This is a genomic window from Streptomyces sp. CB01201 (genome assembly GCF_002803085.1).
Lineage (GTDB): Bacteria > Actinomycetota > Actinomycetes > Streptomycetales > Streptomycetaceae > Streptomyces > Streptomyces hundungensis.
Genome location: NZ_NNBJ01000004.1, coordinates 118,051 through 139,058 on the forward strand (window position 1 = coordinate 118,051; position 21,008 = coordinate 139,058).

The following is a 21,008-nucleotide window of genomic DNA, read 5'->3' on the forward strand; positions in this document are numbered from 1 at the left end:
GCCTCATATGAGGGCAGGCGCGAGCCCCCGGTCAAGAGGTCGGCGCGGACGGCTCCTGCGCGGCCGACTGGCGGGCCGAGAGCGCGGAGTTGAAGCGCGTCAGGAGCGAGGTGAACGACTCCCGCTCGTCCTCCGTCCAGCCGTCGGTGACCTGCGCCATCAGCTCGCGCCGCGAGGAGCGCACTTCTTCGAGGCGGGACTGGCCGCGCGGCGACAGCTGGAGCACGACCGCCCGGCCGTCCTCGGGGTGCGAGGTCCGCTTGACCAGGCCGGTGTCGACGAGCGGGGCGACCTGGCGCGTCACGGTCGAGGAGTCGATCCCCATGCCCGCGGCGAGCGCCTTGACGCCCATCGGGCCTTCCAGGTCCAGACGGTTGAGCAGCAGGTAGGCCGCCCGGTCCATCGAGTTGCGGACCTGTCCGACGCCGCCGAGCCTGGTCTGCTCGGCACGGCGGGCGAACACGGCCACCTGGTGCTGGAGGGCATCGAGGAGGCCGGGGTCGAGCGGGGGAGTCATGTCCTGAACTGGGGGCATGGCCGGGGCTCTCTGGTGCGGGTATCGGTGTGGTGGGGGACAGAGTACGCGGCCCGGCCCGCATACGTACCGGCGGTGCGCAAAGCTGTGGACAAGTCCCGGCGGATCGGCGGCCCAGCGGCCGGAAGGGGTGTGAGCTGCGAGACTTGCGGTCATGAGCTTCGGTACGTCTGGCCCCTTGCACGACCTCATCCTCGACGACATCCGCGGTGCGCAGAAGATGCTGTCGGGAGTGGCCCGCACCACCGCGATGGAAGGATCACGCCATCTTTCGTCGCTCGTGGGAGCGCCGGTGCACCTCAAGTGCGAGAACCTCCAGCGCACCGGGTCCTTCAAGCTCCGGGGCGCCTACGTGCGGATCGCCGGGCTGCGTCCCGAGGAGCGGGCGGCCGGTGTGGTGGCCGCCAGTGCCGGCAACCACGCGCAGGGCGTGGCGCTCGCCTCTTCACTGCTCGGCGTGCACTCGACGGTGTTCATGCCGATGGGCGCCCCCCTGCCGAAGGTCGCCGCGACCCGGCACTACGGGGCGGAGGTGATCCTGCACGGCACGGTCGTCGACGAGACCCTGGCCGCCGCCGAGGCGTACGCGGCCGAGACCGGGGCGGTGTTCATCCACCCCTTCGATCACCAGGACATCATCGCCGGGCAGGGCACGGTGGGCCTGGAGATCCTGGAGCAGTGCCCCGAGGTGCGCACGATCGTCGTCGGGATCGGCGGCGGCGGGCTCGCGGCCGGCATCGCGGTCGCGGTGAAGGCGCTGCGGCCGGACGTCCGGATCGTCGGGGTGCAGGCGGCGGCCGCCGCGGCCTATCCGCCCTCGCTCGCCGCCGGGCATCCGGTCGCCGTCGACACGGCCCCCACGATGGCCGACGGGATCAAGGTGGGGCGGCCGGGAGACATTCCGTTCGCGCTGGTCAGCGAGTTGGTGGACGAGGTGCGCACGGTCTCGGAGGACGAGCTGTCCAGTGCGCTGCTGCTCTGCCTTGAGCGGGCGAAGCTGGTGGTGGAACCGGCCGGGGCGAGCCCGGTGGCCGCGCTGCTCAGCGATCCCGGGGCGTTCCGCGGGCCGGTCGTCGCGGTGCTCTCGGGCGGCAACGTGGACCCGCTGCTCATGCAGCGCATCCTGCGCCACGGCATGTCGGCGGCGGGCCGCTATCTGTCGCTGCGGCTGCGCCTGACGGACCGCCCGGGGGCTCTGGCCTCGCTCCTCGGGGAATTGTCAGTGCTGGATGCCAATGTGTTGGACGTGAGCCACGTACGGACCGATCCCCGGCTCGGACTCACGGAGGTGGAGGTCGAGCTGCACCTGGAGACGAAGGGCCCGGAGCACTGCGCCGAGCTGGCGTCGGCGCTGCGGGAGGCGGGCTACACCGTCGTCGACTAGGGCGTCGGACGTCACGCGGTTGACGGTGCGTCCTGAGCCTCCCCAACTCGCCTCGCATTTCCTAGAGTTGACGGATGGGCTGTCTCACGGGGTGTGCGATTCTCCTGATCATGGTGCCGGGACCCTTGCGCGTCATCGGCTTCTACCTCCTCATCGCCGCGGCCATCTGGTACGGCGTCGACCAGGTCAACAAGAACGCCGAAAAGAAGAAGAAGGACGAAGAGCGCAGGCGGCGCAACCAGAGGAGGAAGCGGGAAGAGGAGCGTCTGCGCAACGCGCTGGACCAGGCCTCCGTTCCGCCCGCCGAGTCGCATCCCGTGGGCCGGCCCGGGCGCCGTCCGGCCGAGAACGCTGCGCGCGGCGGGCCGGCGGGCCCTGCTGTTGCCGACACCTCCGGGCCGTCCCCGAACGCGAACGACAACAGCCTCCAGCACCCGTTTTCCCCTGGATCCGAGGATCCATCAGGCGCTACGACCGGCGCGCACGGCGGCCACCACTCCACCGGCCACCACTCCACCGGCCACCACTCGGGGGGTCATCACAGCGACAGCGGCGGCCACCACTCGGGAGGCTCCGACAGCGGCGGCGGCTTCGACGGCGGCGGCAGTTTCGACGGAGGCTCCAGCTTCATCTGACGGCGAGACAGCGGGGCGGCCGTCAGTGGAACCGCCCGCGCCGGGCGCCCGCGCACGCAACCCCCGCATGCAACCCCGCGCAGGCAACGGTGCCTGATGCGGGCGCCGCTCTCTGGGCTGGCGGTGCGGCCTGAGGCACGCGCCAGGACCGTCGATCAGCCCCGCGATTTCGCCGACAACACGCGATGTATCGCGTTAGGGAGGAGCTCGAACCAAAGCCTCGGGCTCCGGACTCCGGGCTCCATCGGGCGATCCCTGCCCGGAAAATCTAGGATTTGTCCAGGGATTCACACCCGCATTCACACCCACCACTGGGGGTACTCACATGCCAGGCGCCATCTACGCCGAAGGCCTGGTGAAGACGTTCGGCGACGTAACGGCTCTGGACGGCGTGGACCTCGACGTCCCCGAAGGCACGGTCCTCGGCCTCCTCGGCCCCAATGGCGCCGGCAAGACCACCGCCGTGCGCGTCCTGACCACCCTGCTCCAGCCCGACCGCGGCAAGGCGGCCGTCGCGGGCATCGACGTCCTCAAGCACCCGAACGAGGTGCGCCGCTCCATCGGCCTGTCCGGCCAGTTCGCGGCCGTCGACGAATACCTGACCGGTCGCGAGAACCTCCAGATGGTCGGCCGGCTCTACCAGATGAACGCCAAGGCGGCGAAGGTGCGCGCGGGCGAGCTGCTCGACCGCTTCAACCTCGCGGACGCCGCCGACCGCATCGCCAAGACGTACTCGGGCGGCATGCGCCGCCGCCTCGACCTCGCGGCGGCCCTCGTGGTCTCGCCGCCCGTCATGTTCATGGACGAGCCGACCACCGGCCTCGACCCGCGCAACCGCCAGCAACTGTGGGAAGTGATCCAGGAGTTGGTGGCCGGCGGCACCACGCTGCTGCTCACCACCCAGTACCTCGAAGAGGCCGACCGCCTGGCCCACGACATCGCCGTGGTCGACCACGGCAAGGTCATCGCGCGCGGCAGCTCCGACCAGCTCAAGGCCCGCACCGGGGGCGAGCGCGTCGAGGTCGTCGTCCACCAGGGCGACCAGATAGCTCCGGCCCGCGAGGTCCTGGCGGGCTTCGGCAAGGGCGAGGTGGCCATCGACGAACACACCCGCCGGCTGACCGTCCCCGTGACGGGCGGCGCCAAGCTGCTCGCCGAGGTCATCCGCGAACTCGACACCCGAGGCGTCGAGATCGACGACATCGGCCTGCGCCGCCCCACCCTGGACGACGTCTTCATCTCGCTGACCGGCCACGCGGCCGAGACGGCGACGGAAGGGTCCGACGAGGACGCCGCCGTCGCCGCCGCCACCCCCAAGGGCCACAAGGAGACCAGGAAATGAGCGCCATCACCGACGCGGCACCGGTTCCCCGGGCGGGCGGCGGCATCGCCGGATCCGTGCGGGACTCGCTGGTGGTCGCCAAACGGAACCTGATCCGGATGACCAGGATTCCGGAGATCGTCCTCTTCGGCCTGATCCAGCCGATCATGTTCGTGGTGCTCTTCACGTACGTCTTCGGCGGCTCCATCAGCGTCGGCGGCTCCACGGACCCGAAGCTCTACAAAGAGTTCCTGATGGCGGGCATCTTCGCGCAGACCGTCACCTTCGCGACGGCCGGCGCGGGCGCGGGCATCGCCGACGACATGCACAAGGGCCTCATCGACCGATTCCGCTCGCTGCCCATGGCGCGCGGCGCGGTCCTGACCGGCCGCACCCTGGCCGACCTCGTGCAGACCACCCTGACCCTGGTCGTGCTCGCGGGCGTCGCCCTGCTCGTCGGCTGGCGCGCCCACGAGAACATCGGCAAGGTGCTCTGCGGGTTCCTGCTGCTGCTTCTGCTCGGGTACGCGTTCTCCTGGATCGGCGCGCTGATCGGCCTGTCGGTCCGCACCCCCGAGGCGGCCACCTCCGGCGGGCTCATCTGGCTGTTCCCGCTGACGTTCATCTCCAACGCCTTCGTGCCGGTCAACGGGATGCCGTCGTTCCTGCAACACATCGCGGAGTGGAACCCGTTCAGCGCGACGGTGGCGGGGGCGCGGCAGCTGTTCGGCAACACGATGCCGAACGTACCGAAGTCGGTCACGGGCGCCTGGCCGATGGAGCACCCGGTGCTCGCCTCGATCCTCTGGTCCGTCCTGATCATCGCGGTATTCCGCACCCTGGCCGTCCGCAAGTACCGCTCGGCCGCGGTCTGACCCGCACGACGGCGCCGGTGCACGCCGAAAGCCCCGGCGCGCTCAAGGGCGGCCGGGGCTTTCGGTGTGTACGCGTGCGGGGGGTCAGCCGTTGAACGGGACCGCCGCCAGGATCTTCACCGAGGCCTTCTTGCCGTTCGGCAGCTCGTACTCGGCGTCCTCGCCGACCTTCTTGCCGTTCACGCCGGAGCCGAGCGGCGACTGCGGGGAGTACGTCTCGATCTCCGTCGAGGCGTACTCGCGCGAGGCCATCAGGAACTCCAGGGTGTCGTCCGGGTCGCCGTCGAAGGCGATCGTGACGAGCATGCCGGGGGCCACCACACCGTCGGCGGCGGGTGCCTCGCCGACCTTGGCGTGCTCCAGGAGCTGGGTGAGCTGGCGCACCCGGAGCTCCATCTTGCCCTGCTCCTCCTTGGCCGCGTGGTACCCGCCGTTCTCCCGGAGGTCACCCTCCTCACGGGCCGCCGCGATCTTTACGGCGATCTCCGTGCGCGCGGGACCAGACAGGTACTCCAGCTCGGCCTTGAGCTGGTTGTACGCCTCCTGGGTCAGCCAGGTGACGTTGTCGCTGGTCTGGGTCACAGGTGCTCCTCGTCGGTACTGGGTATACAAAGCGCCCTACCCCAAAGCATGTGCCTGGATGGGTGGGCGAAACCACGAGCCTAACAATTCAGGCGCCGCAGGGGGAGGACATAAACCGCTAGAACTTCATCAACGCAGGTCAGCTCGGGTGTGTCGGCAGCCTTGGTCAACAACTTCAGCAGTACGTGGCGCGGCGGGCCCCGGCATACGGCTCAGTAGCCCTGCTCGGCGCCACGGCTCAGTCGGACTGGCAGCTCACCAGGTCCGCGGCGGTGGCCCGGGAGGTCGTGGTGATCGTGACGACCTTGTCGACCTGCTTGGCCGGCTCGTCGAACCGGAAGTCCGCGCGGCCCACGTCGTCGCCGCTGGTCTGCTGGGCGCGCAGGGTGCAGGTCCCCTTGGCGTCCTTGTCCTTGGTCACTTCCAGGTGCACCTCGACCGAGGTGTCCGAGACCACCTTGAACTTGATCACCTGCGCGGAGAGCGACTGCCCGCCCACGTAGTCGTAACCGATCCAGCCGATCACGCCGAGCAGCACGACCGCGAGCACCGAGCCCACGATCTTCAGCTTGCGGTCCGCGCGCTGGTCCGCCGAGCGCCCGTAGCGCCCCTGGGGAAGCTGCTCGCGCACAGCGGCCATGATCGTCCTCCTGCTGGTGGGGGTCACCGGAATTTTCCGTCCCCCGATTCGGTCACTATAGAAGCCGCCCGTTGCGCCGATCACAGAGGGCGCCGAATTCACTTACTGAGTCACCGAGGATCGAGTCTTGACTGAGCAGCTGCGACTGATGGCCGTGCACGCCCACCCCGACGACGAGTCGAGCAAGGGCGCGGCCACCATGGCGAAGTATGTGTCCGAGGGGGTGGACGTGCTGGTCGTGACCTGCACCGGAGGCGAGCGCGGCTCGATCCTCAACCCGAAGCTCCAGGGTGACAAGTACATCGAGGAGCACATCCACGAGGTGCGCAAGAGGGAGATGGACGAGGCCCGCGAGATCCTCGGCGTGCATCAGGAGTGGCTCGGCTTCGTGGACTCGGGCCTGCCCGAGGGAGACCCGCTGCCGCCGCTGCCCGAGGGCTGCTTCGCCCTGGAGGACGTGGACGTCGCGGCCGGCCGCCTGGTCCGCTCCATCCGCACCTTCCGTCCGCAGGTCATCACGACGTACGACGAGAACGGCGGCTACCCGCACCCCGACCACATCATGACCCACAAGATCACGATGGTGGCCTTCGAGGGCGCGGCCGACACCGAGAAGTTCCCCGAGGCCGAGTTCGGCCCGGCCTACCAGCCGCGCAAGCTCTACTACAACCAGGGCTTCAACAAGCCGCGCACGGTCGCCCTGCACGAGGCGCTCCTGGGCCGCGGCATGGAGTCCCCGTACGGCGAGTGGCTGGAGCGCTGGAAGGAGTTCGGGCGCGCCGAGCGCACGCTGACCACGCACGTTCCCTGCGCCGAGTTCTTCGAGATCCGGGACAAGGCGCTGATCGCGCACGCCACCCAGATCGACCCCGACGGCGGCTGGTTCCGCGTTCCGCTCGACCTCCAGAAGGAGGTCTGGCCGACCGAGGAGTACGAGCTGGCGAAGTCGCTCGTGGACACTTCCCTCCCCGAGGACGACCTCTTCGCGGGCGTGCGCGACAATGCCTGATATGAGCGCAAGCCTCGCAATGACGCACATGGTCCCGCTGGCCGCCGAGATCGACAACGACAAGGTGACGCCCGGTGTCCTCGGCTTCATCGTGTTCGCGGCACTCGCCCTCGGCGTGTGGCTGCTGATGAAGTCCATGAACCGGCACATGGGCAAGGTCGACTTCGAGGAGACCCCGGACCCGTCCGCGGCGACCCCGCAGGCGACCCCCGCGGCCGCCGCCGGCAAGGGCGCCACGAAGAACGGCTGAGCCCCCGGCGACCCGGACCGGCTCGGGGCACCCCCGCCGCACCCGTCAGGGCCGCGGCGGGGGCGCCGCGCGATCGTGACCGCGTCCGTCAGCGGTCGGCCCCCACCGGCACCCCCATGACCTCCCGGGCGTGCCGGTCCGGGACCATGCCCAGCTGCCAGGCCTGCCAGCCCGACTCCAGCGAGACACCGCGCTCCAGCATCAGCGCGAAGGCCTCCGCGCAGTCCTCCAGCTTGGCGTCCCGGGCGTGGTGGCGGGCCCGCAGGAGCTGCGCCAGCTCCTCCTGGGCGACCGCCGTGCCCACGTCCACACCACCCGCCCCCGCGTATGGCAGCAGCGTGCAGCGCAGGAAGCGGGACCAGTCGCCGCCGCGCCGGTCGTCGTACGAGGCGAACAGCGCGGTCGCCTCGTCGCACAGGGCGAGCGCCGGGCCCGGCCGGTTGTTGCCCGCGTCGATCAGGGCCAGCTCCAGACACGTCCAGGCCTCGCCGTGCGCCACCCCGATGCGGTGGAAGTCGGCGCGCGCGTCGACCAGGAGCTGGCGGGCGAAGCCGGAGTTGCGCAGGTTTCCGGTCTGGGCGGCGCGCTGGTCGCGGGTGACCCGGCCCGAGTGGTGACGGGCGCAGGCGAGCCCGTACACGTCCCGCATCCGCGAGAACATCGTGCGGGCCCGCTCCAGCTCGCGCACCGCCTGGTCGCGGTCGCCGCGCTCCTCCAGGGCCTGGCCCAGGTAGTACAGCGTCCAGGCCTCGCCGCGCGCGTCCTCCTGCTCGCGGTGGCGCGACAGGGCCTGGCGCAGCCCGTCGACCGCCGTCGGCGCGTCGCCCTCGACGAGGCGGGCGCGGGCCAGCTGGGTCAGCGCCCACGCCTCGCCGCGGCCGTCCCTGGTGCGCCCGTACAGATCGAGCGCGGTGCGCAACTCGCCCTCGGCGCGCGGTACTTCACCGGTACGGAGGTAGAGCTGGCCGAGCTGGAAGTGCGTCCAGGCCTCGCCGTGCAGGGACTCGTTCTCGCGGTGCAGTGCGAGGGCGGTGGCGAGGAGGGTGAGGGCGCCCGACAGGTTGGAGCGGTCGCGCTCCACCGCCGCGAGCGCGTGCAGCGACCAGGCGCGGTCGCCGGACAGCTCCTCGCCCGCCTGGAGGTCGATCGCCTCGCGCAGCCGGACCGCCGCCTCGGCCAGGTTCCCCTGGTGGTGCAGCGTGATGCCGAGCGAACACAGCGCGAGGGCCTGGCCGGCGTCGTGCTGGGCCTCGCGGTAGAGGTTGACCACGGACGACAGCGTCGTACGCGCCGTGTCCAGCTCGCCGAGCTGACGGGCGGCGATGCCGGTGCGCCACTGCACCGACCGCACGAGCAGGCCCTGGTCGACGGCCTGGGTCAACTCGCTGATCTCGCCCAGGCGGTAGAGGTCGCCGCGCAGCAGGCAGTAGTCGCACAGCGCGCCGAGCAGACTGAGCACGGCCTCCTGGTCGACGCCCTCGGCCTGGCGCAGGGCCGCGGTGATGAAGCTCGACTCGTCGTCCAGCCAGCGCAGCGCCGCGTCCAGGGACGGGAAGCCGTGCCCGCCGAACTGGCCGGCCCGCGTCGACATCTTGCCGTCGACCATGCGGCCCACCGCGTCCGCCAGCTCCGCGTAGTTGCGGATCAGCCGCTCCTGCGCGGCCACCCGCTCGGCCGGATCCTCCTCGTCGGCCAGGCGGGCCTCGGCGAAGGCGCGTACGACGTCGTGCAGCCGGTAGCGGCTGCCGCGGACGTGGTCGATGAGCCCGGCCGAGGCGAGCGCGGTGAGCTGGCGCTGGGCCTCCTGCTCGTCGGCCGCGAGCAGCGCGGCCGCGGCCGCCGCCCCCAGGGACGCGCGGCCGGCGAGCGCCAGTCGGCGCAGCAGTCGGCGGGCCGGCTCGGACTGGTCGGTGTAGCGCAGCCACAGGGCCCGCTCGGCGGGCGCCACCGGGCCGTACGCCCCCAGGTCCGCGGCGAGCGCCCGCGCCGAACGCGCGCCGAGCGAGGACCCGGCGATGCGCAGTGCCAGCGGCAGGCCGCCACACAACTCCCTCACCAGATCGGTGGATTCGGCGTCGTAGGGGCCGGTCTCCGTCTCCTCGGCCGCCTCGCGCAGGAGTTCCTCCGCGCCCGCCGCGTCCAGCGGCTCGACGGAAAGCTGGTGCACCCACGCCGGGAAGTCGTCGGGCAGGTCGAGCGGACCGGACGAGGTGACGAGCACCAGCCCCTCGGAGCGCTGCGGCACCAGCGTGCGCACCTGCTCGGGGTCGTCGGTGTCGTCCAGGACGACGGTGACCGCGAGGCCCGTCAGATGCTGGTGGTAGAGCTCGGCCAGGCGGCGCACCTGCTGTTCGGGCGAGGACCGTTCGCGGAACAGGAGCTGCTCGCGCGGCGCGCCGAGCCGGTTCAGGAGGTGAAGCAGCGCGTCCCGGGTCGGCAGCGGGCTCTCGCCGGACGGGCCGCCGCGCATGTCGACCAGGCAGGCGCCGCGGAACTGGTCGCGCAGACCGTGTGCCGCGCGCAGCGCGAGGGTGCTGCGGCCCGAGCCCGGCGGGCCGTGCAGGACCACGACCACCGGCCGCGTCTCGGTGGAGGCGCGGGCGGCCTGCACCCACTGGCCGATCCGGGCCAGCTCCGCCCGCCGGCCCGCGAACGGGCCCTGGGGATCGGGGAGATGGCCGAACGACTGCTCAAGGACCGACCGGCGGCGGGCCGCCGCGCTCTTGTCCGTACCGCGCAGTTGCGTCGGCACCTTCTTCTGGGCCGGTTTGGGGGTCACCGCCCGCTGCTGGTCCAGGAACGGACGGATGCCCCGCACCTCCAGCGCCGTCAGCCACTGGAGCCGCAGCTGCTCGGGGCCGCCCGGCTGGCCGAGCGCCCCGGCCCGCCGGTGGGCGGCCGGCACATGCGCGGCCGTCACCCGGGCGACCGTCCCGGCGGCCCCGGCGACCGCGACGGCCGCCCCGGTACCCACCGCGCCGCCCGCGCCGACCCCGAGCGCCACATCGACGACGATCGCGGCGAGCGCGCCGACTCCCGTCGCGATCAGCCCGGTTGAACCTCCCTCGCGACGGAACCGCTCGCCGAACGAGAGCTGCCCGACCGCCGCCTCGTCCAGGGCCCGCGTATAGGCCGCGTACTCCTCCGCCGCGCTCTGGGACAGCGCGTCGAGCGCGCCCCGGCCCCGGGAGAGCAGCACGTTCCCGTCGGAGCGTCCGCCGGAGCGCCGTACCTCTTCCTCCACGGCGCGTACCAACAGCCGCTCGGCCTCGGCCCGATGGCTGTCCCGCATGTGCGTCCCCCTCCGAGAGCCCGTCGTTCGCCTGCGCCTCCAAGTGTCGTGCGTGACGCGCGTCGGCGCGAGGGAGTCGGCGGATCATCTCCCGTGTGGGGGAGTCTTGACTGGTGCTTCTGGTCCGCCGAGGCCTTGAGGGGCTGCCCCTGATGGTCGCCGTACGCACCCCACACACCGGCTCCGGCCGCATCGTGGCCCCCACACAAGGAGGGCGCGGCCCAGCCGTCCATCCAACTGGCCGGCGGACGTGCCCGGACTCTCGGCCTGGACGAAGTGTCCGGGCTTGAGCCGCAGTGGCTGGTTACCGCTCCGATATCGGCACGGGGGGCTCTCCGTCCTTGCATGACCCCGAGATCGACCGTGACGGAGAAAGGTGCGGTGGCCTTCACCGTGCCGGTGAACATCTCGCCGTTGCGGCGCCCAGGGCATTGGCCAGAATGCGAGCCGGCCGGTTGTGGCGCCTGGAGGCGCTCGGGCTCACGACGACCATCCCGTCCACGATCTCGATGCCGGCGCACTGCTCCTCGGACCAGGAGTCGTACTGCTCTGCGCTGATCTGCGTATGCATCCACGCGGGCGCCACCATCCCGGCGGTCATGGTGTGCCTCCTTCGAGGAGCCTCGGCAGTCTCAGCGCTGCTGCGCCCGGCAGCTTACTGATCGGGTTCGGCCGACGTGCCCACTCACACCCTTGATCCGGACGAGCTGCCCCGCCCCGAGGCTACTGCCCGCTGACGGAGCTGGGCGCTGTGGCGCTGTGGCGCTTCGGCGGGGTGGGGGTCGGTGCGCGAGGATGGGGGCATGTCGAACCGCCTTGCTGACGAGACGTCCCCCTATCTGCTCCAGCACGCCGACAACCCGGTCGACTGGTGGCCCTGGTCGTCCGAGGCGTTCGAGGAGGCCCGCGAGCGCGGGGTTCCGGTGCTGCTCAGCGTCGGCTACAGCAGTTGCCACTGGTGTCATGTCCTCGCGCACGAATCGTTCGAGGACGAGGCCGTCGCGGCCTATATGAACGAGCACTTCGTCAACGTGAAGGTGGACCGCGAGGAGCGGCCCGACGTCGACGCCGTCTACATGGAGGCCGTGCAGGCCGCGACCGGCCAGGGCGGCTGGCCCATGACCGTCTTCATGACCCCCGAGGGCGAACCCTTCTACTTCGGTACGTACTTCCCGCCCGAGCCGCGGCACGGCATGCCGTCCTTCACGCAGGTGCTCGAAGGTGTCCGCAGCGCGTGGGCCGACCGCCGCGACGAGGTGTCCGAGGTCGCCGAGAAGATCACCCGTGACCTCGCGGCCCGCGAGCTGGACCACGGCTCGGGCGGGCTGCCCGGTGAGGAGGAGCTGGCCCAGGCGCTGCTCGGGATCACCCGGGAGTACGACCCGGCGAGCGGCTGGCTCGGCGGCGGTGACACCAGGTTCCCGCCGAGCATGGTGATCGAGTTCCTGCTGCGCCACCACACCAGGACCGGCTCGGAGGCGGCCCTGGAGATGGCCGAGGGCATGTGTGAGGCGATGGCCCGCTCCAGCCTCTACGACCAGCTGGGCGGCGGTTTCCACCGCTACGTCCTGCGCCCGCGCCCGGGTGCCGCGCTGGTGCCGCACTTCGAGAAGATGCTGTACGACAACGCCCTGCTGTGCCGGGTCTACGCCCACCTGTGGCGGGTCACCGGCTCCGCGCTCGCCCGCCGGGTCGCCCTGGAGACCGCCGACTTCATGGTGCGCGAGCTGCGCACCAACGAGGGCGGGTACGCCTCCGCGCTCGACGCCGACAGCGACGACGGGACCGGGCGCCACGTCGAGGGCGCCTTCTATGTCTGGACGCCCGCACAGCTCGCCGAGGTCCTCGGCGAGGAGGACGGGCAGGCGGCGGCGCGGCACTTCGATGTGACGGCGGACGGCACCTTCGAGGAAGGATCCTCGGTGCTGCAACTCCCGCTCGATGCGGGCGAGGTGGAATCCTCCGCGTACGCCCGGCTGCTCGCGGCGCGGGAGCTGCGGGAGCGTCCGACGCGGGACGACAAGCTGGTCGCGGCGTGGAACGGCCTGGCGATCGCGGCGCTGGCCGAGGTCGGCGCGCTCTTCGACCGCCCGGACCTCGTCGAGCGCGCGACCGAGGCGGCGGACGTTGTCGTACGGCTCCACATGGACGGCCACGCCCGGCTCGCCCGGACCTCCAAGGATGGTCGAGTGGGGCCGAACGCAGGGGTGTTGGAGGACTACGCGGATGTCGCCGAGGGATTCCTGGCGCTGGCCGGGGTGACGGGGGAGGGGGTCTGGCTGGAGTTCGCCGGGTTCCTGCTCGACATCGTCCTGGACCAGTTCGTCGGCGAAGGGGGTGTCCTCTACGACACCGCGCACGACGCGGAGCAGCTCATCCGGCGGCCCCAGGACCCGACGGACAACGCGACGCCCTCGGGGTGGACGGCCGCGGCCTCGGCCCTGCTGTCCTACGCCGCCCACACGGGTTCCTCGGCGCACCGGGAGGCCGCGGAGGGGGCGTTGGGGGTGGTCCGGGCGCTCGGGCCGCGGGCACCGCGGTTCATCGGGTGGGGGCTCGCGGCGGCGGAGGCGGTGCTGGACGGGCCCCGGGAGGTCGCGGTCGTGGGTTCGCCCACGGATCCCCTCACCGGGGCGCTGCACCGTACGGCGCTGCTGGCTTCCGCGCCGGGGGCGGTGGTGGCGGTGGGGGCGCCGGGGGGTTCGGAGTTTCCCCTTCTGGCGGGGCGGCCGTTGGTGGGTGGGGGTGCGGCGGCGTATGTGTGCCGGCGGTTCACCTGTGACGCGCCGGTGACGAGCCCGGATGCGCTGGCGGAGGCCCTGGGCTAGGCCCTGGGGCTCCGCCCCAGACCCGGGGGGGGTTTGCCCACCCGCCCGCCCGTTGCTCAGGGCCGGATGGATCGGCTCCGGAGGCTGCGCCCCGGACTCCCTGAGGGGCTCCGCCCCTCGAACCCGCCTGGGGCTCCGCCCCCTGCACCCCTTTCGGGGCTCCGCCCCGGACCCCGTATCGCGCCTTAAGGGCGCTCGTCCTCAATCGCCGGACGGGCTGGGTGTGCCTGCACCGGCCCGCACCGGTCCCGCCAGGGGCGCGGGGAACTGCGCGGGAAGCGGGCACGGTCCGCACACAACAGAGGGGTTGGGGGCGCGGGGAACTGCGCGGGCTCCGGGGTGCCAGGGGTGCCCCGGGTTACCCGGGGTGCCCCGGGTTACCCGGGCGGAGTCGGCGGGAGGCCGGATTTCAGGGTGGTCATGGCTCGGGCGATGAGGTCCAGGAGGTCGTCCTCATGGCCCCGCTCCGCCCAGTACACCGACACCTCGTGCAACGACCCCAGCACCGCCATGGCGAAAACCCGGACCTCCAGGTCCACCGACCGACCCGCCCGCTCCGCGAGCACCCCGCACAGCAGCCGGCTCGTCGCCGCGACCGACTCCATCATCCGGGCCCGCAGCGCCGGCACCTCCGCGATCAGAGCCGTCCGCCACAACGTCTCCTCCCGCGCGTGCAGCAGAGACAGCCGGGCCGCCTCCGTGACGACGTACCGCAGTGACTCCAGCGGCTCCTCCCCGGCCGGCCGGGATCGCAGCTCCCGCAGCATGATCGGGTCGAACTCGTCGGTGAGGACGATGTCCTCCTTCGTCGGGAAGTAGCGGAACACCGTCGAGGGGGAGACCTCCGCCGCCTCCGCGATCTGCTCGACCGTCGTCGCCTCGTACCCCTGCTCCGCGATCAGCCGGTACATGGCCCGGCGGATCGCCGTACGCGTCTTGATCTTCTTGCGTTCGCGCAGGCTCAGCTGCGGCTGAAGGTCCTGGGCAACCGCGTCGACGGAGTCGGCCGGGACGGCGGCGGGGCTGGGGCGGGAGGTGGCGGCCATGGTCGTCATTGTCCGCCATCGGCCCCGGCACCGGTAACGGCATCCGCACCGGAACCCTGCTCCGGACCTGCGGATTCGTCCTTCGGCAGCAGCGCCGCCGCGAGCAGCGCCGTCGCCAGCGCGGCGACCGCGCAGACCAGCAGCACGACGCCCATGCCATGGACGTACGCGGCATCGGCGGCGCCGGCGAGGTGCGCGTCGCCCGCCTTCGCCGCGATCAGATGCGCCGCCACCACCGAGTCGCCGGCCGCGTGCGGCGCCCCGGCCGGCAGCCCGTTCGCGTAGACCCCCGCGAGCAGGGAGCCCAGCAGCGCGATGCCGATCGCGCTGCCCACCTGACGTACCGTCATCAGCAGCCCCGAGCCGCTGCCCGCCCGGTCCGGCGGCAGTGTCGAGAGGGCGGCCGTCATCGCGGGCACCATCGCGAAGCCGAAGCCGAGCCCCGCGAGCGAGAGCCACAGCGCGGTGAACCCGTAGCCGTCCCCGGCGCTCGTCCGGCTGCCGAGCAGAGCCGCGAACGCCAGCACCACAAGCCCCGCGCTGATCACGCCCCGCGACCCGAACCGCGAGGTCAGCCCGCCCGTGCCCCGGGCCGCGATCATCAGGCCGCCCATCAGCGGCAGCATCCGCAGCCCCGTACCGAACGCGTCGCTGCCGAGAATCGCCTGGAAGTACGGCGGCAGCACGAACAGCAGGCCGGACAGGATGAACATCACCAGCGTCGCGGCGAGCGTGTTCAGCAGGAACGGCCGGTGGTCGAGCAGGGTGAGGTCCAGCATCGGGCGCGCGGCCCGCCGCTCCCGTACGACCAGGGCCGCGATCAGCAGCGCGCCGCCGCCCAGCATGGCGAGCACCAGCGGGCTGCCCCAGCCTCGACCGGGTGCCTCGATGATGGCGTAGATCAGCGCGCCGAGCCCCGCCGCGGTGAGCGCCGTGGACAGCACGTCAAGGCGCGGCGCCGCGGGGTCGCGGGTCTCGGGGAGCAGGAAGGCGCAGGCGGCTATGCCGATGGCGACCATCGGGACGTTGATCAGGAAGACCGAGCCCCACCAGAAGTGGTCCAGCAGGAACCCGCCGACGATCGGGCCGAGCGGCATGCCGAGCGCGGAGGCCGCGGTGACGATGCCGACGGCCTTGCCGCGCTCGGCCGGGCCGAACAGCGAGGGCAGCACGGCCAGGGCGAGCGGCATGACGAGCGCGCCCCCGACCCCCATGAACGCGCGGGCCGCGACGACGGGCGCGACACTGCCCGCGAGCGACCCGACGAGCGAGCCGGCCAGGAAGATCCCGAGCCCGGTGATCAGCATCCGGCGGCGCCCGAAGCGGTCGCCGAGCAGCCCGGCGGGCAGCATCAGCGCCGCGAACACGACGACGTACGCGTCCGCCATCCACTGCTGCTGACCGGTGGTGGCGCCGAGCTGCCCGGCCATGGTCGGCAGCGCCACATTGAGGATCGTCATGTCGAAGCCGAGCACCAGCATGCTCGCGACCATCGCCCCCAGCGCCCACCAGCGGCGGGGGTCCGGGGACGGCGCGGCGGCCGTCACCGGGGGCGCGGATGCGGCGCCGGCGAGAGGCGTGGGCGGTAGGGGAGGTACAGACGATACGGGCGGTACGGGTGGTGTGGTCATGGCGGCCTCCTCGGCGAGAGCTCCGTATGCGCGACGTCGGTCAGCGCTCTGCGCCGCGATGTCGGTCAGGGCTCCGCGTGTGACGTCGATCCACGGGTTTCTTGGGAGCATCCTTCTTTTGACAGTAACTCTCAAAAGATGCCGACTGTCAATGAGTCCGGCCCGACGCTGCGCCCTGTGCACCCCATGCGAAAAAGGGCCCCGGCGCTGGTGCGCCAGGGCCCTGAAGGGGGCGGGGTCGGGGCTATCCGTGCTGGTAGGCGACGAGCGAGATGCCCACGTAGTGGACGACGAACGCGGCGAGCGTCAGCGAGTGGAAGACCTCGTGGAAGCCGAAGAAGCGCGGGGACGGATTCGGGCGCTTGATGCCGTAGATCACGCCGCCCGCGCTGTAGAGCAGCCCGCCCACCACGACCAGGACGAGCACCGCGATGCCGCCGGTCCGCATGAAGTCGGGCAGGAAGAACACGGCGGCCCAGCCCATCGCCAGGTAGCAGGGCGTGTAGAGCCAGCGCGGGGCGCCGATCCAGAACACCCGGAAGGCGATGCCGGCCAGCGCCGCCGCCCAGATCGCCCACAGCAGGACCCGGCCGGTGGAGCCGGGCAGCAGGAGCAGGGTGAGCGGGGTGTAGGTGCCCGCGATGATGAGGAAGATGTTGGCGTGGTCGAGGCGGCGCAGGATCGCCTCGCCGCGCGGGCCCCAGTTGCCCCGGTGGTAGAGGCCGCTGACGCCGAAGAGCAGACAGGCGGTCAGAGCGAAGATCCCGCAGGCGATCCGCGCCCTGGTGGAGCCCGCGAACGCGGTGAGCACCAGGCCCGAGATCAGTGCGGCCGGGAACATCCCGGCGTGCAGCCAGCCGCGCATCTTCGGTTTCACCATCTGTGTCACCGGGTCGATCGCGTGAGCCATCACCTGATCAGTCATGGTCCGCATGCTACCTACGGAACCGTAGGTTACGGATAGGTACGGCCCGTCACCGTGCGTCCCGCGGCCGTCGGGTAAGTGAACGGCAAATGGCAGTTAAGAAGGCGGTAAGTGGTGATGCTCACGTGAGAGGCCCCCTGGACATATGGGCGAACGGCGCGGAAGATCAGATGAGTGCGGTCGGCACCGGATGAGCGCCAAGAGGATCCACGGGGTCAAGCATCCGGGTCGCAGCCCCCACGGGGCGGCAATGAAGTAGTACGTCAAACCCCTCAAAAGACCCTCATCTAGGAGCGATCGTGGCGCGCGATATCGCGGCTCCCCTCTCTGTCCCCACCAAGCACCAGGAACTGATCTCGTGGGTCAACGAGATCGCGGAACTGACCCAGCCGGACAGTGTGGTCTGGTGCGACGGATCCGAGACCGAGTACGAGCGCCTGTGCGGGGAGCTCGTCGCCAAGGGCACGTTCAAGAAGCTGGACGAGGCCAAGCGCCCCAACTCGTACTACGCCGCCTCCGACCCGCGGGACGTCGCCCGGGTCGAGGACCGTACCTTCATCTGCTCCGAGAAGGAGGAGGACGCGGGCCCGACCAACCACTGGAAGGCCCCGGCCGAGATGAAGGCCATCTTCGCGGGGGACCAGGGCATCTTCCGCGGGTCGATGCGCGGGCGCACGATGTACGTCGTCCCGTTCTGCATGGGCCCGGTCGGCTCGCCGCTGTCCGCGATCGGCGTCGAGATCACCGACTCCGCGTACGTCGCCGTCTCGATGCGCACCATGACCCGCATGGGACAGCGCGTCCTGGACGAGCTGGGCACCGACGGCTTCTTCGTGAAGGCCGTCCACACCCTGGGGGCGCCGCTCGCCGAGGGCGAGGCGGACGTGCCGTGGCCGTGCAACTCCACGAAGTACATCTCGCACTTCCCGGAGTCCCGCGAGATCTGGTCCTACGGTTCGGGCTACGGCGGCAACGCCCTGCTCGGCAAGAAGTGCTACGCGCTGCGCATCGCCTCCGTCATGGCGCGCGACGAGGGCTGGCTCGCCGAGCACATGCTGGTCCTGAAGCTGACCCCGCCCAGCGGCGAGGCCAAGTACGTCACCGCGGCCTTCCCGAGCGCCTGCGGCAAGACCAACCTCGCCATGCTGGAGCCGACGATCCCCGGCTGGAAGGTCGAGACGATCGGCGACGACATCGCCTGGATGCGCTTCGGCGAGGACGGCCAGCTGTACGCGATCAACCCCGAGGCCGGCTTCTTCGGCGTCGCGCCCGGCACCGGTGAGCACACCAACGCCAACGCCATGAAGACGCTGTGGGGCAACTCCGTCTTCACCAACGTCGCGCTCACCGACGACGGCGACGTGTGGTGGGAGGGCATGACCGAGACGGCCCCCGCGCACCTCACGGACTGGAAGGGCAACGACTGGACGCCCGCCTCCGACACCCCGGCCGCCCACCCCAACGCCCGCTTCACCGTGCCGGCCGGGCAGTGCCCGACCATCGCCCCGGAGTGGGAGGACCCCAAGGGCGTGCCGATCTCGGCGATCCTCTTCGGTGGCCGCCGCGCCTCCGCGGTGCCGCTGGTCACCGAGTCCTTCGACTGGAACCACGGCGTCTTCCTCGGTGCGAACGTCGCCTCCGAGAAGACCGCCGCCGCCGAGGGCAAGGTCGGCGAACTGCGCCGCGACCCGTTCGCGATGCTGCCGTTCTGCGGCTACAACATGGGCGACTACATGGCCCACTGGGTCAAGGTCGGCGCCACCGCGGACGCCGCCAAGCTGCCGAAGATCTACTACGTGAACTGGTTCCGCAAGAACGACGCGGGCAAGTTCGTGTGGCCCGGGTTCGGTGAGAACAGCCGCGTCCTGAAGTGGATCGTTGAGCGCCTCGAAGGCAAGGCGGACGGCGTCGAGACCCCCATCGGCATCCTGCCGACGAAGGAGTCCCTGGACACCGCGGGTCTGGACCTGCCCGAGGCCGACCTGGACTTCCTGCTCAAGGTCGACAAGGAGGTCTGGCGCGAGGAGGCGGCGCTGGTCCCCGAGCACCTCAACACCTTCGGCGACCACGCGCCCAAGGAGCTGTGGGACGAGTACCGCGCCTTGGTGTCCCGCCTCGGCTGACCCGTCCGAAACCCCCTCCGGTCGCGGCCGCCTGTCCTGGCCCGGCCGGAGGTTCGCGGCGGGTCGGTTCGACATCCGCCCTGACCTGTGGGGTCACTCGTGACCCGCCGCGCATCGGCCGGCCCCCGGAGTCCCCTCACGGCTCCGGGGGCCGGCCTCGTGTGTCAGTGGCACCCGGTCCGCGGACCTCCGCGGCTCGCGGACCGGGGCCGATCAGGGGCCGCTTCAGGAAGCGGCGGTGAGCGAGCCGGCCGCCGCGTGGGCGTCCATGCGCTCTGCGGCCAGGATGGCGGCGGCGGTGTCGGCGCGCGAGGCGGCGACGAGGAGGGCGCGGCCCGCGAGCGCGTGGGCCCGGGCGTGCAGAGCACTCGCGTCCGCGCCGCTGAGGCCCGCGTGGCGCACCGGCGGCAGTCCGCCGCGCAGCCGCGCGACCTGCCGCGCGATGGCGTCCCCGGCCTCGGTGAGCCCGAGCTCGTCGGTGACGGCGAGCAGCGCGGAGAGGTGTCCGGCGAGCTGGATGTCCAGCTCGTCCTCGCGGGAGCGGTGCGGGATGCGGGCGTCGTCGGCGGCCATCGTGGTGTGGACCGACTTGGTGCGGATCGGCTCGTACATGGGAATGGCCTCCTGAGTGTTTCAGGAAGCCATCCTAGCTTAGATTCAGTCTAAAGTTGAGCCGGGTCCCGGTCGTTCCTCCGGCGTACGCGGCGGGCGGTCGGGGTCACATCTGGCTGTAGCCCTCCAGGAAGTTCCCGATCCGGGTCACCGCGTCCGCCAGGTCCTTGGCCGAGGGCAGCGTCACGATCCGGAAGTGGTCGGGCTCGGGCCAGTTGAAGCCGGTGCCGTGCACCACCATGATCTTCTCGGCGCGCAGCAGATCGAGGACCATCTGCCGGTCGTCCTTGACCTTGTAGACGGCCGGGTCGAGCCGGGGGAACAGGTAGAGCGCGCCCTTCGGCTTCACGCAGCTGACCCCGGGGATTTGCGTGAGCAGTTCGTAGGCCGTGTCGCGCTGCTCCAGGAGCCGGCCGCCCGGCAGCACCAGCTGCTCGATCGACTGCCGGCCGCCGAGCGCGGTGGCAACTGCGTGCTGCGAGGGCATGTTCGCGCACAGGCGCATGTTCGCGAGGATGGTCAGGCCCTCGATGTACGAGGACGCGTGGGCCTTCGGCCCGCACACCGCCAGCCAGCCCGAGCGGAAGCCGGCCACCCGGTAGTTCTTGGAGAGCCCGTTGAAGGTGAGCACCATCAGATCGGGCGCGATGACCGCCGTCGGGGTGTGGGTGGCGCCGTCGAACAGGATGCGGTCGTAGATCTCGTCCGAGCAGACGACCAGGTTGTGGCGGCGGGCGATCTCGGTGAGCCCGCGCAGCATCTCGTCGTCGTACACCGCACCCGTCGGATTGTTCGGGTTGATGATGACGATCGCCTTGGTGCGGTCGGTGACCTTGCGCTCGATGTCGGCGAGGTCCGGCATCCAGTCGGCCTGCTCGTCGCAGCGGTAGTGCACCGCGGTGCCGCCCGCGAGCGAGACGGAGGCCGTCCACAGCGGATAGTCGGGCGCCGGGACGAGCACCTCGTCGCCGTCGTCGAGCAGTGCCTGCATCGACATCTGGATCAGCTCCGAGACGCCGTTGCCGAGGTAGACGTCCTCGACGCCGAGCTCGATGCCCTTGGTCTGGTAGTGCTGCATCACCGCGCGGCGGGCGGACAGCAGGCCCTTCGCGTCGCCGTAGCCGTGCGCGCCCGACAGGTTCCGGAGGATGTCCTCCAGGATCTCGGGCGGGCACTCGAAGCCGAACGCCGCCGGGTTGCCCGTGTTCAGCTTGAGGATGCGGTGGCCCGCCGCCTCCAGGCGCATGGCCTCTTCGAGAACCGGGCCCCGGATCTCGTAACAGACATTGGCGAGCTTGGTCGACTGGATCACCTGCATGA

17 protein-coding genes and 1 pseudogene are annotated in these 21,008 nt (G+C 71.4%); 8 read left to right on the top strand and 10 right to left on the bottom strand.

What is annotated here, in order from left to right:
* Window positions 1-31: 31 nt before the first annotated feature.
* A complete protein-coding gene (locus CG740_RS10725; RefSeq protein WP_199846402.1) occupies window positions 32-535 on the bottom strand; it encodes a MarR family winged helix-turn-helix transcriptional regulator in 504 nt (167 codons plus the stop codon).
* Window positions 536-689: 154 nt separating this feature from the next.
* Here CG740_RS10725 and ilvA point away from each other — a divergent pair, with 154 nt between their 5' ends.
* The 4 genes from ilvA to CG740_RS10750 all read left to right on the top strand — a co-directional run bounded on the left by ilvA (window position 690) and on the right by CG740_RS10750 (window position 4,750).
* Window positions 690-1,919 (top strand): threonine ammonia-lyase, encoded by a 1,230-nt coding sequence (ilvA, locus tag CG740_RS10730; protein ID WP_100574817.1) that lies wholly within the window; start codon window positions 690-692, stop codon window positions 1,917-1,919.
* Window positions 1,920-2,029: 110 nt separating this feature from the next.
* The gene (locus tag CG740_RS39600) at window positions 2,030-2,554 is read left to right on the top strand and encodes a hypothetical protein (RefSeq protein WP_159030268.1); all 525 of its coding nucleotides are present in this window, start codon (window positions 2,030-2,032) and stop codon (window positions 2,552-2,554) included.
* A gap of 325 nt (window positions 2,555-2,879) precedes the next feature.
* On the top strand, window positions 2,880-3,896 hold the full coding sequence (locus CG740_RS10745; RefSeq protein WP_100574818.1) for an ATP-binding cassette domain-containing protein: 1,017 nt from the start codon (window positions 2,880-2,882) through the stop codon (window positions 3,894-3,896).
* The gene (locus CG740_RS10750; protein WP_100574819.1) at window positions 3,893-4,750 is read left to right on the top strand and encodes an ABC transporter permease; all 858 of its coding nucleotides are present in this window, start codon (window positions 3,893-3,895) and stop codon (window positions 4,748-4,750) included. The genes CG740_RS10745 and CG740_RS10750 overlap by 4 nt, the downstream gene beginning before the upstream one ends.
* An 84-nt stretch (window positions 4,751-4,834) precedes the next feature.
* Here the strand turns inward: CG740_RS10750 and greA are convergent, their stop codons facing one another.
* Together greA and CG740_RS10760 are read right to left on the bottom strand one after the other, a co-directional pair.
* Window positions 4,835-5,332 carry a transcription elongation factor GreA gene (gene greA, locus CG740_RS10755; RefSeq protein ID WP_100574820.1) on the bottom strand — a complete coding sequence of 166 codons (498 nt, stop codon included), beginning with the start codon at window positions 5,330-5,332 and terminating at the stop codon, window positions 4,835-4,837.
* A 238-nt stretch (window positions 5,333-5,570) separates the two neighbouring features.
* Entirely contained in the window at window positions 5,571-5,972 is a 402-nt protein-coding gene (locus CG740_RS10760) for a DUF4307 domain-containing protein (RefSeq protein WP_100574821.1), read from the bottom strand.
* A gap of 127 nt (window positions 5,973-6,099) precedes the next feature.
* Between CG740_RS10760 and mca the strand changes: the two genes are divergently transcribed.
* Both mca and CG740_RS10770 read left to right on the top strand, forming a co-directional pair.
* Window positions 6,100-6,981 carry a mycothiol conjugate amidase Mca gene (gene mca, locus CG740_RS10765; protein ID WP_100574822.1) on the top strand — a complete coding sequence of 294 codons (882 nt, stop codon included), beginning with the start codon at window positions 6,100-6,102 and terminating at the stop codon, window positions 6,979-6,981.
* Entirely contained in the window at window positions 6,974-7,231 is a 258-nt protein-coding gene (locus CG740_RS10770; protein ID WP_199846403.1) for a hypothetical protein, read from the top strand. The genes mca and CG740_RS10770 overlap by 8 nt, the downstream gene beginning before the upstream one ends.
* An 88-nt stretch (window positions 7,232-7,319) precedes the next feature.
* On the opposite strand, the gene CG740_RS10775 is transcribed toward CG740_RS10770, so the two are convergent.
* On the bottom strand, window positions 7,320-10,523 hold the full coding sequence (locus CG740_RS10775; protein ID WP_100574824.1) for a tetratricopeptide repeat protein: 3,204 nt from the start codon (window positions 10,521-10,523) through the stop codon (window positions 7,320-7,322).
* A gap of 415 nt (window positions 10,524-10,938) precedes the next feature.
* Window positions 10,939-11,124: pseudogene (locus CG740_RS10780) on the bottom strand (Uma2 family endonuclease); the annotation flags it as partial.
* 202 nt (window positions 11,125-11,326) lie between these two features.
* Here CG740_RS10780 and CG740_RS10785 point away from each other — a divergent pair.
* Window positions 11,327-13,351, top strand: a complete 2,025-nt coding sequence (locus CG740_RS10785; protein WP_199846404.1) for a thioredoxin domain-containing protein — start codon at window positions 11,327-11,329, stop codon at window positions 13,349-13,351.
* A 377-nt stretch (window positions 13,352-13,728) separates the two neighbouring features.
* Here CG740_RS10785 and CG740_RS10790 read toward each other — a convergent pair whose 3' ends face one another.
* The 3 genes from CG740_RS10790 to trhA form a co-directional block, all read right to left on the bottom strand.
* Window positions 13,729-14,406, bottom strand: a complete 678-nt coding sequence (locus CG740_RS10790) for a TetR/AcrR family transcriptional regulator (protein ID WP_100574826.1) — start codon at window positions 14,404-14,406, stop codon at window positions 13,729-13,731.
* Window positions 14,403-15,890: a DHA2 family efflux MFS transporter permease subunit gene (locus CG740_RS10795; protein WP_234376205.1), complete on the bottom strand. Its 1,488-nt coding sequence runs from the start codon at window positions 15,888-15,890 to the stop codon at window positions 14,403-14,405. The genes CG740_RS10790 and CG740_RS10795 overlap by 4 nt, the downstream gene beginning before the upstream one ends.
* 382 nt (window positions 15,891-16,272) lie before the next feature.
* On the bottom strand, window positions 16,273-16,962 hold the full coding sequence (gene trhA / locus CG740_RS10800) for a PAQR family membrane homeostasis protein TrhA (RefSeq protein WP_199846405.1): 690 nt from the start codon (window positions 16,960-16,962) through the stop codon (window positions 16,273-16,275).
* 290 nt (window positions 16,963-17,252) lie between these two features.
* On the opposite strand from trhA, the gene CG740_RS10805 reads away from it, so the two are divergent.
* Complete coding sequence (locus CG740_RS10805) at window positions 17,253-19,076, top strand: phosphoenolpyruvate carboxykinase (GTP) (protein WP_100574829.1); 1,824 nt, start codon at window positions 17,253-17,255, stop codon at window positions 19,074-19,076.
* A gap of 225 nt (window positions 19,077-19,301) precedes the next feature.
* Here the strand turns inward: CG740_RS10805 and CG740_RS10810 are convergent, their stop codons facing one another.
* Together CG740_RS10810 and CG740_RS10815 are read right to left on the bottom strand one after the other, a co-directional pair.
* Entirely contained in the window at window positions 19,302-19,688 is a 387-nt protein-coding gene (locus CG740_RS10810; RefSeq protein WP_100574830.1) for an SCO4983 family protein, read from the bottom strand.
* Between the two features lie 106 nt (window positions 19,689-19,794).
* Window positions 19,795-21,006 (bottom strand): pyridoxal phosphate-dependent aminotransferase, encoded by a 1,212-nt coding sequence (locus tag CG740_RS10815; RefSeq protein WP_100574831.1) that lies wholly within the window; start codon window positions 21,004-21,006, stop codon window positions 19,795-19,797.
* Between the last annotated feature and the right edge of the window lie 2 nt (window positions 21,007-21,008).